The 12565-nt window shown below is 69.9% G+C and carries 10 protein-coding genes; 5 read left to right on the top strand and 5 right to left on the bottom strand.

Features of this window, described 5'->3' with window-relative positions:
- The first annotated feature begins 158 nt into the window (after positions 1-158).
- Complete coding sequence (locus Cba03nite_RS29910; protein WP_203753301.1) at positions 159-563, top strand: SHOCT domain-containing protein; 405 nt, start codon at positions 159-161, stop codon at positions 561-563.
- A 48-nt stretch (positions 564-611) separates the two neighbouring features.
- Here Cba03nite_RS29910 and Cba03nite_RS29915 read toward each other — a convergent pair whose 3' ends face one another.
- From Cba03nite_RS29915 to Cba03nite_RS29925, 3 genes are read right to left on the bottom strand one after another with little or no spacing between them, the layout of a single operon-like run.
- Positions 612-1226, bottom strand: coding sequence for a TetR/AcrR family transcriptional regulator (locus Cba03nite_RS29915; protein WP_203753304.1), 615 nt, complete (start codon positions 1224-1226; stop codon positions 612-614).
- A gap of 15 nt (positions 1227-1241) precedes the next feature.
- The gene (locus Cba03nite_RS29920; RefSeq protein ID WP_203753307.1) at positions 1242-1976 is read right to left on the bottom strand and encodes an ABC transporter ATP-binding protein; all 735 of its coding nucleotides are present in this window, start codon (positions 1974-1976) and stop codon (positions 1242-1244) included.
- The gene (locus Cba03nite_RS29925; RefSeq protein WP_239126102.1) at positions 1973-3097 is read right to left on the bottom strand and encodes an ABC transporter permease; all 1125 of its coding nucleotides are present in this window, start codon (positions 3095-3097) and stop codon (positions 1973-1975) included. The genes Cba03nite_RS29920 and Cba03nite_RS29925 overlap by 4 nt, the downstream gene beginning before the upstream one ends.
- A 326-nt stretch (positions 3098-3423) precedes the next feature.
- Here Cba03nite_RS29925 and Cba03nite_RS29930 point away from each other — a divergent pair, with 326 nt between their 5' ends.
- Complete coding sequence (locus Cba03nite_RS29930) at positions 3424-6117, top strand: ricin-type beta-trefoil lectin domain protein (RefSeq protein WP_203753309.1); 2694 nt, start codon at positions 3424-3426, stop codon at positions 6115-6117.
- Positions 6118-6197: 80 nt separating this feature from the next.
- Here the strand turns inward: Cba03nite_RS29930 and Cba03nite_RS29935 are convergent, their stop codons facing one another.
- Positions 6198-7301, bottom strand: coding sequence for a ricin-type beta-trefoil lectin domain protein (locus tag Cba03nite_RS29935; RefSeq protein WP_203753311.1), 1104 nt, complete (start codon positions 7299-7301; stop codon positions 6198-6200).
- A 786-nt stretch (positions 7302-8087) separates the two neighbouring features.
- Here Cba03nite_RS29935 and Cba03nite_RS29940 point away from each other — a divergent pair.
- Positions 8088-9380 (top strand): ricin-type beta-trefoil lectin domain protein, encoded by a 1293-nt coding sequence (locus tag Cba03nite_RS29940; protein ID WP_203753341.1) that lies wholly within the window; start codon positions 8088-8090, stop codon positions 9378-9380.
- A gap of 53 nt (positions 9381-9433) precedes the next feature.
- On the opposite strand, the gene Cba03nite_RS29945 is transcribed toward Cba03nite_RS29940, so the two are convergent.
- Positions 9434-10741: a CE1 family esterase gene (locus Cba03nite_RS29945; RefSeq protein ID WP_203753313.1), complete on the bottom strand. Its 1308-nt coding sequence runs from the start codon at positions 10739-10741 to the stop codon at positions 9434-9436.
- Between the two features lie 255 nt (positions 10742-10996).
- Between Cba03nite_RS29945 and Cba03nite_RS29950 the strand changes: the two genes are divergently transcribed.
- Together Cba03nite_RS29950 and Cba03nite_RS29955 are read left to right on the top strand one after the other, a co-directional pair.
- Complete coding sequence (locus tag Cba03nite_RS29950; protein WP_203753315.1) at positions 10997-11941, top strand: PaaX family transcriptional regulator; 945 nt, start codon at positions 10997-10999, stop codon at positions 11939-11941.
- Between the two features lie 338 nt (positions 11942-12279).
- A partial coding sequence (locus Cba03nite_RS29955; protein WP_308442770.1) for an endo-1,4-beta-xylanase occupies positions 12280-12565 on the top strand: 286 nt, incomplete at its 3' end.

Consider the following 12565-nt stretch of genomic DNA (forward strand, 5'->3'; position numbering starts at 1 on the left):
CCACGGGGGCAGCCGCCGGACGCCGGCTGAAGAGGACGATGCCAACCGGCCATTCGACCGGATCCTCTTCGCCGGTTCCGGCGCCGCACCGGCCCGCTGTGCCATAGCGTGACATATCAACGCAGAAACTCTGCGGTTCCGGCACGTGCGGGGTGAACATGGCGAACACGGCCGCGTCGTTCGGCAACGGCGACGTCCTTCTGTGGATGTTCGAGTTCTTCCTGTTCGTGATCTGGTTCTGGCTCCTGATCATGGTCTTTGCGGACCTGTTCCGCGATCACGAGGCGTCAGGCTGGGTGAAGGCGCTGTGGGTCATCCTGGTCATCGTGCTGCCGTACCTGGGCGTCCTGCTCTACCTCATCGTGCGCGGCCGGGGCATGGCCCAGCGCAACCTCAAGCAGCAGCAGGCCATGAAGCAGCAGATGGACGCACAGATCCGCGCCGCAGTCGGCACCGGCATGTCTCCCACCGACCAGATCGCGCAGGCCAAGGCGCTGCTGGACACCGGGGCGATCACACCGGCGGAGTTCGAGACCCTCAAGGCCAAGGCGCTGTCGTCCTGAGCCGTCGCACGTGGGTTCGCCCCGAGGTTCCGCGCACCCGTACCGCCGTCAGCGGGCCTTCGAACCGGAACCGCGCTTGAGCCGGCCGGCGGCGTGGAGGTACGGCTCCAGCATCTGCTTGACGAGGTCTCGGACACCGTCCGGCGGCACCCCGTTCTCGATCATCTGGGATCCGGCCCGCACCACGGCCTGGATCAGCTCGGCCACGTGCTGTGGCTCGGCCGCTCCGGCCCGGGTGAGCGCCTCGACGAGCGGCACGCGCAGCTGTTCGTGCAGCTGCCTGCTCGACTCGGCGAGGGCGGCCCCCGGCGCCGCCATGGCCAGGCCGCGCATGACGGCGTGCTCGCCCTGGGCGACCAGCTCCAGGTTGGCGTCCGCGTATGCCAGGACCTGCTCGGCGGCCCCCGGGGCACCGTCCATGCGCTCGCCGACGAAGGCCGACCAGCGGGGGAACATGTCGGCGATGACTGCTTCGAGCAGGTCTTCGCGTGACCTGAAGTACTGGTAGACGCTGGGACGCGCCAAACCCGCCCGCTGCGCGACAGCGGACAGGCTCGGCGCCTCGGGCGCTCCGGAGGCGAGGATGTCGCGGGCAGCGTCCAGCAGGGCCCGGCGCTGCAGCGAGCGGTGCTCGGCGACCGTGGCCGCCTGGATCCTCGGCACGCACCCTCCCCGTGGTCAGACCCTGCTCAGTGCACCGTCCATCATCTCGTACACGGAGTCGCAGTATTGCAGTACCTCGGTGTCGTGGGTGACCATCACCGTGGCGACCGAGTGCCGGCGGGTCTCGCGGGCGAGCATCTGCACGACGTCGCGGCTGCGTGCCTGGTCGAGCGCCGCGGTCGGCTCGTCGACCAGCAGCAGCCGCGGCCCGGTGACCAGTGCGCGGGCTATGCCGACCCGCTGGCGCTCGCCGCCGGAGAGCTGGTGGGGCCGCCGGTCGGCTTTGCCCGCCATGCCGACCTCGGCCAGCAGTTCCATCGGATCACGTTTCACGGCGCCCGCCGACGCGAAGCGGGTCGGCAGCCGCAGCTGGTCGAGTGCGGTGAGCGCGGGCAGCAGGTTGCCGGACTGGAAGACGAAGCCCACCAGGTCCCGCCGGAGGGCGGTGCGGGCCCGGCGCGAAGCCGCCGTCATCGGGCGACCGGCGACGGTGACCGTACCCGAATTCGGCACGGCCAGTCCGCCGGCTACCGCCAGCAGGCTGGACTTTCCCGATCCGGAGGGTCCGACGACGGCCGCGAACTCGCCCGGGGCCACCGTGAGGTGCACGCTGTCGAGCGCGCGGACGGTGTCGTCGCCGTCGCCGAGCAGCATGGTCACGTCCTGCATGAACAGGCCGTCCAGCAGCGCCGGGTCGTGTGCTCCTGTGGTGGGCACCGCCTGCCGGGCGGTCTCGGTGGGGGTGTTCATCGGTTTCCTCCCAGTGCGGTCGCCGGGTCGACGGCGGCGATGCGGGCGATGGCCACCGCGGCGCCGGTCACGCCCAGGCCGACCAGCAACGCCGCGGCCACCGCCACGGCCTGAACGTCGAGCGCGAACGGCACGCCGCCGCCCACCAGGGAACCGAGCCCGACTCCCGCGCCGATGCCGACGGCGGCCGCGGCGAGGAGGAGGATCAGTGCCTGCGCCAGTCCGTCGCGCAGCAGGTAGCCGGTGGGGGCGCCGAGTGCGCGCAGCACGGCGAGCTCGTGCTTGCGCTGGATCGTCCAGACGGTGAAGAACGCGCCTGCGACGAGTGCGCAGATCAGATACAGGAACACCTGGATGAGGGTCAGCGTCGAGGTCTCGGCGGTGTAGCCGGGGGAGGCGCCGTACGACTCGGACAGCGTCATGCTTTCCGTGCCCGCGGCGGCGTCACCCGCGGCGAGGTCGACGTCGTCGCCGCGGACCGCGACGGCGGTGATCTCCTGACGCGCCCGGTCGGAGAGGGGCTCTCCCGGCCCGGCGCCGGCGTGGATCGCCTGCCATGCCTCCAGCGGCAGGTACGCGACGTCGACATGGCCGAAGGTGTGCTGTTCTGCCAGCACGCCGACGACGGTGAGCCGGGTGCCGAGCCGGTCCACGGTCACGGTGTCGCCGAGCCGCAGGCCTGCGTCGGCCGCGGTGCTGCTGACCACGATGCCGTCCGGGGCGGCCAGCGGTGACCCGGTGGCGACCTTCGGCGCGAGGAACGAGCCGGGATCGACCCCGAACAGCGCGAGGTCGATCTCGACGCCCGAACTGCTGCGGGCGTTGATGAGGGCACTGCCGAACGGGGCGGCCTGGGCGACGCCCGCCTGCCTGGACCAGCTGTCGACCGTGTCGAGGGTGATGACGCTGCGGGTGAACGCGGCGTCGTGCGCCACGCCGTGGCTGAAGGCGAGCGAGGTGACCGGCAGTTGTTGCAGGCCGGACACGCCGTCGCGGACAAGGCCCTGGGACAGCCCGGACAGCAGGACCATGAGCACCGCGATGAGGGCGATGACCGCGCCCATCAGCGCGAAACGGGCACGTGCGAAACGGAGCTCGCGGACGGCTAGGAACACGGGCACCGTCCGGTGCATTTTGCTGACATCATGTCGGCATCTTACTGACACCTTGTCGGTAAGTTGGCCGGGGGTGGGTGCCCGTCACGCGATTGACACATGTCATTGACATGTGACGTCATACCTCGTTAGGGTGACGTGTCCGAATGGGACATCTGGCCGCACCGGCAGCGGCCTTCCGGACTCGCGGCGGCGGCGACCGCGTCCGGGACGGCCGGCACGACGGTGATCAACAGGATCGGCGCATGCGGCATCGAGAACGCGGGCACCTCACCGCACTGTGACAGCAGCTGCGGACACTTCTGTTCGGTGGCAACCGGAAGGAACGAAACGTGACGTCAGCCCTTTCAGCCCTGGGGAGATCGCTGGCAGCGATCGCGGTGCTCTTCGCTGCCACGTCGACGGCCCTGGTCGCGTATCAGCTGCCGGCTTCGGCCGCGATCCAGGCCACCTACTACGTCTCGCCCGACGGCAACGACGCCAACCCGGGCACCATCACGTCGCCGCTGCGGACCCTGCAACGCGCCCGGGACGTCGTCCGCACGGTCAACCAGAACATGACCGGCGACATCTACGTATACCTGCGCGGCGGCACGTACCCGGTGAGCAGCACCATCGAGTTCGGCGCGGCCGACTCGGGCACCAACGGCAACCGGGTCGTCTACGCCGCCTACGCCGGCGAGACGCCCGTCCTCGACAGCGGCGTCCAGGTCACCGGATGGACCCAGCACAGCGGCAACATCTGGAAAGCTCCGCTCAACCGTGCCAACAAGCTGCGCGCGCTGTACGTCAACGACAAGCGGGCGTACATGGCTGCCAAGACCATCAGCTCGGCGGGATGTTACGGCACCTACAACGTCACGGCCGGGCAGGCCGCGTGGGCCTGGGAGTCCGGATCGCAGTGCGACGGGGCCCGATACAGCTCGGCGGACTTTCCCGCGATCGCCGGCAACCACGACGACATCGAGATCGAGACGGGCACCACCTGGACCACGGCCATCGTCGGCGTGCGCCAGGTGACGACCGACGGCGGCAGCCGGGTGGCGCTGTTCCAGCAGCCGGGTGCGGCCATCGCCCAGGGCGCGTTCAACGGCAACGCCCAGGTCGGCGGTACCCACAAGGTCATGAACGCCTTCGAGTTCCTGGACACGCCGGGCGAGTTCTTCTTCGACAAGACCAGCCGGACCCTGTACTACTACAAGGCCGCCACCGAGAACATGGCGACGGCGACGGTCTTCGCGCCCAACAACGTGACCACGGCGGTGCGGATCGCCGGCACCTCGACCGGCAGCCACGCCCGCAACATCACGCTGTCCGGGCTCACCGTGCAGCACTCCGACTGGAACCTGTTCAACGTGGCGGGCGCTTCGTTCAAGCAGGCGCAGCAGGGCAACCTGGGCGCCACCGCATACGCCAAGGGCAACTTCCACGTCTACTACTACCGCAACGTGGACGTCACCCCGGCGATGATCGACATTCAGAACGCCGACGGCATCGCCCTGCAGGGCAACCGGATCCGGCACACCGGCGCCGACGGCATCCGCATGGTGAACGACGTCCAGAACTCCCAGCTGACCGGCAACCACACCAACGACATCGCCGGGTCCGCCATCAGCATCGGCCATCCCCAGCACGTCTACATCGGCGACGGCACGTCGGCCAACCGGGAGAAGTACTCCGCCCAGGTCGAGGGGCTGCCCAAGAACATCGACATCAGGAACAACTACCTCTACGACAGCGCGGTGCTGTTCAACGGGCACAGCCCCATCTCGGCGTACTTCGCCGACACCCTCGTGATCCAGCGCAACCGGATCGAGAAGGCCCCCTGGTCGGGCATCACGCTGGGCTGGGGCTGGTGGAACTTCGACGGCTCCGCCGGCTCGATCGCGCCGAACCGCCCGACGACCACCGCGCGGAACAACACCATCAGCTACAACCACATCATCGACACGGTGCAGCGCCTCAGCGACACGGCGCCGATCTACACCCTCGGCAGCCAGCCGGGGACCACCATCACGAACAACTACCTCCAGGGCGTGCCGTCCGGCCACAAGTACGGGCTCCACCCTGACGAAGGCTCGGCCTACCTGACGTTCCGCGACAACGTCCTCAGCGTCGACAAGAACGTCACGTGGCTCATCAACTCCGACGACTTCGGCCGCAAGCACGACCTGAGCATCACGCAGACCTACGGCCCCATCAACAAGGTCTCCAACAAGAACCTGCCGAACAGCACGATCCAGGACATCCTCGTCTCCACCGACTACGTCTGGCCGGCCGCCGCCTACGGCATCGCGGTCAGCTCGGGGCTCGAGGACGCCTACCGCGGCATCATCCCGCAGAGCAATCTCTCCCTGCCCGACTACGTGCTTCCGGCCAGCACGTTCGTCAGCGGCACCGGGTCGGCGGTTCCCGTCCGCAGCAGCGGTGACGCGAGCAGGGCGATCTGGCTGGCACCCTCCGGCACGACGAACTTCGCCACCGGCCCGACGATGACCCGCGCGGACGGCACGGCCACCTCCATCGCCGTCCCCACCACGCCGGGCGACTACCGGCTGTACGTCGTGGACGCCCAGGGCAGCCGCTCCGCCGAGTCGAAGTCGCTCGTCAGGCGGCAGGGCAGCGGAGGCGGTCAGCAGAACGTGCAGATCGTGGGCGGGCAGTCGGGCCGCTGCATCGACGTTCCGTCCAGCTCGACCACCAACGGCAGCCAGGTGCAGCTGTGGGACTGCCACGGCGGCACGAACCAGCGGTGGACCTACACCACCGGCAAGCAGCTCACCGTGTACGGCAACAAGTGCCTGGACGCGTCCGGGGCCGGGACCGCCAACGGCACCGCCGTCGTGATCTGGGACTGCCACGGCGGCACCAACCAGCAGTGGAACCTCAACGCCAACGGCACCGTCTCGAACGTCCAGTCAGGGCTGTGCGCGGACGCCACCGGGGCGGCCACGGCCAACGGCACCAAGATCGTCCTGTGGTCGTGCAACGGCGGCGCCAACCAGCAATGGAGCCTGCGCAGCTGATCTGAAGCACCGGTCACCGCCCGGCTTCCGCTGCCCTGCCGCGGAAGCCGGGCGGTGCCGCGCGCCTCACCCCTGCGGGCTCAGGCGCGGGTCCACCGCTGGTTCGCCGCGGCGGTGCAGGACCACAGGATCACGAGCGTGCCGTTGGCCGTGGCGTTGCCGGAGACGTCCAGGCAGAGTCCTGAGCTGACGCTGCTGACGGTGCCGTTGGCGTTGAGGTTCCACTGCTGGTTGGTGCCGCCGTGGCAGGCCCACATCTGGACCTTCGAGCCCGGTGCGGCGCCCGTCGGCGCGTCCAGGCACCTGCCCAGCGACTGGATGCTCTGGCCGCTGACGGTCCACTGCTGGTTGGCCCGGCCGTTGCAGTCCCAGATGATCGGCTGTACGCCGTTGGCCGTGCTGCTGCCGGGCACGTCGAGGCAGCGCCCGGAGGCGGCGCTGACCAGCGCCGAGGCCGTCGGGCCGGTGCCTCCCGAGCCGATGCTGCCCGGCACCGAGCGCAGCGCGGTGTACCAGGCGGCCGCCATCTTGTCGTAGCCGGTCGCGGTCGGGTGGATGCCGTCGATGAGGTCGGCCGTGGTCAGCGCGCTGTGCATGTCGACGAGGTGGACGTGCTTGCCCGCGTTCACCTTGCTCTGCACGATGCCCGGCAGGGCGGCGTTGAAGGTGCGGGCCGCGTTCTCCTGCCCGGCGTTGCTCAGCGGGATGATCGTCGCGACGAACACGTCCGCCGCGGGCGCCGCGGCGGTGATGCGGTCGAGCAGGCTGGACAGCCTGCCGGGCGCCGTGGACAGCTGGTAGTTCTGCAGGACGTCGTTGGTGCCGATGTGCAGCAGCACCGTGCGCGGCGCCGTCGCCTGGAGCCAGCCGCTGATGTTCGCGTCGATCTGGTCGATGCGCCAGCCAGGGTGGCCCTCGTGGTCGTGGTCGCCGAGGCTGGACGGCCCGTTGAACTGGGTGCCGACGAAGTCGACACGGTATCCGCCTCCGGCCAGCCGCTGCCACAGGCCCGTTCGGTAGCCGCCCGGCACCTGGGTGCCTTCAGTGATCGAGTCGCCCAGCGGCATGACCCGGACCCCGCCATTGGATTCGGCGGCGGCGACGCCGCTCTGCGTCAAGGCCATCGCGGCCGTCAGCGCCAGGGTGGCCGCCGCGGCGGCGAGCCGGCGGGCATGTTCGGACATGGTCGGTCCCTTCGTCGTGTCGTGTGTGTCGGCCCTCGGGAGCGAGCGGCCGTCGCTGGACCGCCTTCGTGGCGGTTCCCATCGGCGGTCAGCGCACGCGCGCCACCGATGGCAGTTACCGCTAACATTCGGCATGGCCTGTGGCTGCCGTGTCATCTGTGGAGCTAGATGAGACTGCGGTCATTGACAACGGCCGAACTGCGACAGATCCAATGTGACCGAACACATCGGTCGCGTCAAGGGCGGCGGGCGGCGGTTTCGCCAGGTGCGCGCGCACCCGCAGCGGGAGCAGGGAGAACTCGGCCTGTCATACGATGTCTTGCGCAAAGCCGATCCGTATCCTTGCTGCTCTTGCCCGTCGTCTGCATCACCGAGGGGATAGTCGGCTTCTCTCGTTCTGGAAAATCGCAGCTCTTTCGCTGTCTGGCGTGAATCGACAGCGATCGTTGACATGTGATGTGTGATGTCGATACGGTGGCGCTGTCCCGCTGGGACGGAAGGCTCAGGGCAGTGAGCTGACCGCCGTCAACACGGCTGCGCGGTGAAAGAACGCCGGGCCACCCGCGGTCCCGCCCGCCTCATGATCCAGGACTCGTCCACCGCCCAGGACGATGCCGACCAACTGCGTGCCCACCCGGGTCCGGCGGTCTGGCCGCGCTGCCGAGCGCCCCTCATCCCCGCAGGACCCGGTAGGGCAGCGACGCTCCCAAGCAAGGAGACAGCACCGTGACCACACTCACGACGAGACCACCTCACCGGTGGCTGGCCGCACTCGGCACAGTCGCCATGGTCATCGCAGGCGCGCTGGCGATGACCGCGCTCACCGGCCCGCCGGCGTTCGCCGCCACGACCGCGGGATGCGGAAAGGCCCCCACGCTGCGCAGCGGCACGAACACCATCCAGAGCAGCGGTCAGAGCCGCAGTTTCATCCTGCGGATCCCCGACGGCTACAACAACACCCGGCCCTATCGCCTGATCTTCGCGTACCACTGGCGGGGCGGCACCATGAACGACGTCTCGTCCGGCGGGACCAGCGGGACCGCGTGGTCGTACTACGGCATGCAGCAGCAGTCCGACAACAGCGCGATCCTGGTCGCCCCGCAGGGCATCGGCAACGGCTGGGCCAACAGCAACGGCACGGACGTCGTCTTCACCGACGACATGATCCGCGTGATCGAGAACGACCTGTGCGTTGACACCACGCAGCGGTTCGCCATGGGGTTCAGCTACGGCGGCGGCATGAGCTACGCGCTGGCCTGCGCCAGGGCGAGCGTCTTCCGGGCCGTGGTGGTGTACGCCGGCGCGCAGCTGTCCGGCTGCAGCGGCGGCACCCAGCCGATCGCCTACTTCGGCATCCACGGCATCTCCGACAACGTGCTGAACATCTCGCAGGGACGGGGCCTGCGCGACACGTTCCTGCGCAACAACGGCTGCGCGGCGCAGAACGCCCCGGAGCCGGCTGCCGGCAGCGGCAGGCACATCACGACGACCTACTCCTGCCGTGCGGGATACCCCGTGCAGTGGGCCGCCTTCGACGGCGGCCACGGGCCGGCGCCGGTGGAGGGATGCTCCGGCTGTGAGGACGGCGTCCGGACCTGGAGCAAGGCAGAGGCCTGGCGCTTCCTGTCCCAGTTCGGCTCCGGCCCGCCGCCGAGCTCTCCGCCGCCGAGCAGCCCGGCCCCCGGCCAGTCGAACGTACTGGTGGTAGGCCAGCCGTCCGGGCGCTGCATCGACGTGCCCAGCTCCTCCACGAACAACGGCACCCAGCTGCAGATCTGGGACTGCCACGGCGGCACCAACCAGCGCTGGACCTACACCTCGAGCCGGCAGCTGACGGTGTACGGCAACAAGTGCCTGGACGCCAACGGCAACGGCACCGCCAACGGCACCGCCGTCATCATCTGGGACTGCAACGGCCAGGCCAACCAGCAGTGGAACCTCAACGCCAACGGCACCATCACCGGTGTCCAGTCGGGGCTCTGTGTCGACGCCGCGGCCGCCGCCACCGCCAACGGCACCAAGCTCCAGCTGTGGAGCTGCCACGGCGGCGCCAACCAGCTGTGGAGCCTGCGTAGCTAGCCGAAGGGCAGCGGGCCGGCCTCGTCGACGGGGCCGGCCCGCTGCCCGCCGCCCTAGGTGCTGGTGCAGGTCAGCGTGGGAGCCGACGGCGTTCCGCCCGCAAGGAAGCCGAACGTGGTCGAGGCGTTCGCCGCCAGCGAGCCGTTGTAGGAGACGTTGCGGATCGCGACCGCCGAGCCGCTGGTGGACAGCGTGCCGCTCCACACCTGGGTGATGGTCTGGCCGCTGCTGAGCGTCCACTGCACGGTCCACCCCGTGATGGCCGAGCTGCCCGCCGTCACGATCACCTCGCCCTGGAAACCACCCGGCCAGGAGTTGGTAGTCCGGTAGGCGGCGCCGCACCCGGTGCCCGGCCCGGGCGTCGACGGGGCCGGGCTGCTGGGCGAGGGGGAGGGGCCGGACGAGGGGGAGCTGCTCGGCGACGGGCTGCCCGACGGCGGGCTGCTCGGCGACGGGCTGCCGGTGAACTGGGCCAGGAAGCTGTTCACCGCGGCCGAGGTCCACGTTCGTGTGCCGCTGGTGGCCGTCGATCCGTCCACCGGGTGGGGTGCGTGGTCACCGTCGAACGCGGCCCATTGGACCGGGTATCCGGCCCGGCATCCCGCGTAGCCGGTGGTGATGTGGGTCAGGCTGCCCTGGGCCGGTTCGCGTGGGCTCTGTGCGGTGCATCCGTTGTTGCGGACGAAGGTGTCGCGAAGCGAGCGCCCGCTGGAGATGTTGAGCACGCTGTCATGGGTGCCGTGGATGCCGAAGTAGGCGACCGGTTGCGTGCCCCCGCTGCAGCCGCTGAGGTTGGCGCCGGAGTACACCACGACCGCGCGGAAGACCGCCGGCCGGGCGCAGGCCAGCGCGTAGCTCATGGCGCCGCCGTAGCTCCAGCCCATGGCGAAGACCTGGCTGGTGTCCACGCACAGGTCGCCCTCGACGAGTCTGACCAGGTCGTCGATCAGGGTGACGTCGCGCCCGCCGGTGTTGGCCCAGCCGTTGCTGATGCCCTGCGGTGCGACGAAGATGGTGCTGTCGTTGGACAGCTGCTTCTGGCCGTAGAAGGCCCAGGCCGCGCCGTCGGCGCCGCCGGTGGCCACGTCGTTGGCCGTGCCGTTGAGCCAGTGCAGGCCGAAGATGAGCCGGTACGGCCGGGTGCTGGTGTAGGAGTTCGGGATGCTCAGGATGTAGCTGCGGCTCTGGCCGCCGCTCTGGATCGAGTGAGTCCCGTTCGTCAGGGTCGGGGTCCTGCCGCAGCCGGCCGTCGGCCCGGCTTCGGCCAGGCGCGGGACCAGCAGGACGGCGCCGGTCAGCGCCACTGTCAGCAGGCTGCTCAGCGCCCATCGGCGCCGGCTGGAGCTGGTTGTTCGGGTCATGGCACTTCCTTGGTAGCGACAGCTGCGGGTCGGCTGCGGGCCTGCCCTGCCTGCGTGCCGGATTCCGTGCGCTCCCGTCGCCGGGCTCCATCGACGACGTGTGTCACGTAGCATGACTGCCGGGCTCGAAAGTGTCAATTGACTGTCCCGGATGGCAACCGGTTCCGGTGGCGAGCAGTCGGGGTCCGTGCGCCGCGCTTACCATGGGCCGGACCCCGGGCCGCGGGGCGTGACCGTCCCAGCGCCGGAGTAGCCGTGGAGAACCTGTTCGAGATCGAGGAGATCTTCCCCGATGTCGCCGCGGGGTCGCGGCTGCCGCGGCGCCAGTCGGGCAACTCGCCGCAGGGGCTGGCCACCACGCTGATCGCCGACTACACGCTGCCGACGCGGGCCTGGCTGCCCGCTGCCGCCGTCATGACGCTGCTCGGCGAGTTCGGGATCGGCACCGGGGCGGCCCGGACCGCCGTCAGCCGGCTGGGCCGCCGCGGCGTGCTGGAGAGCAGCCGGGACGGGCGGCACAGTTCCTACCGGCTGACCCGTGACGCCGCCGAAGAGCTGTCGGCCGGGGGAGCGTGGATCGCGCGCTTCGCCGAGCGGGCGCGCAGCTGGGACGGAACGTGGACGCTCGTGGCCTTCTCCCTGCCGCAGGAGCACAGTACGCAACGGCGGGCGCTGCGCGGCCAGCTGCGATGGCTGGGCTTCGCGCCGCTGTACGACGGGCTGTGGATCTCGCCGGACCCGTGGCACCCCACCGTCGCGCAGCGGCTGGCCGCGGTCACGCCCGGCGCGATGACCGTGTTCCAGGCGAGCCACCTCGACCTTGCGGTGACCGCGCAGCGCAACCCCATCGAGGCGTGGGACGTCCCCGCCATCGCCGCGCACTACGAGGCGTTCGACCGGCAGTGGCGGCCGCTGCTGGATCACGTGCGCGGGGGACGGATCGCCGGGGCCGCCGCGGTCCGGGCCCGCACCGAGATCATGGACGCCTACCGGCACATCCCGCTGCTCGATCCGCAACTGCCCGCGGAACTGCTGCCTGAGCAGTGGCCGCGGGCGCGCGCCCGGGAGGTCTTCGTGGAGATCTACGACGGGCTTGCCGAACAGGCACAGCGGCACGTGCTCGACGTCGTCGGCCGGTCCACGCGGGAGCCCGCCGCCGGCATCGCGGCCCACACCGTCGCGGTGATGGCGGCCCGCTGAGCCTTCCGAGCGGCTCCCGGAAGTTTCGGTCCTACGTTCTTGATCTTTCGAGTGGTTGACTTTGACAGTCCGCAATGGATCGTCCGAAGCACTCAGTGAAGATCGAGAGTATGGCACGTCTAGCTCGGAAAACTGGCTCAAGAGTGCCTCATGCGTTGCGACCGCGACCCTGCCTCCATCGCAGACATTGGCGATCGTTTTCCGGAAGTTATCGGAAACTCGCCGTTGCGAACCCTCTCTCAGGCATGGCAACATGCCCCGGTATCGATGCCCGTTCCCCAGGGCGCCGCAGCCGATCGCCCGATTCGGCTCGGCGCCGGCCTGAAAAGGAGACCATGGTGACAGCGCTCCTCCCTGCCCGCCGGGGCAAGGAACCACACAAACGACCGGCCGCCCGCACCGCCGCCCTCGCCGGCGCCGCCGGCGCACTGGCACTGCTGACGGTGATGCTCGTGATCCCGAACGCGAACGCGGCCGCCAGCACCCTCGGCGCCGCCGCCGCACAGTCGGGGCGTTACTTCGGCACCGCCATCGCCGCCAACAGACTCGGCGACTCGACGTACAGCACGATCGCCGCCCGTGAGTTCAACATGATCACGGCTGAGAACGAGATGAAGCCCGAGG

Origin of the sequence: Catellatospora bangladeshensis (assembly GCF_016862575.1) — a bacterium.
Taxonomy (GTDB): Bacteria; Actinomycetota; Actinomycetes; order Mycobacteriales; family Micromonosporaceae; genus Catellatospora; species Catellatospora bangladeshensis.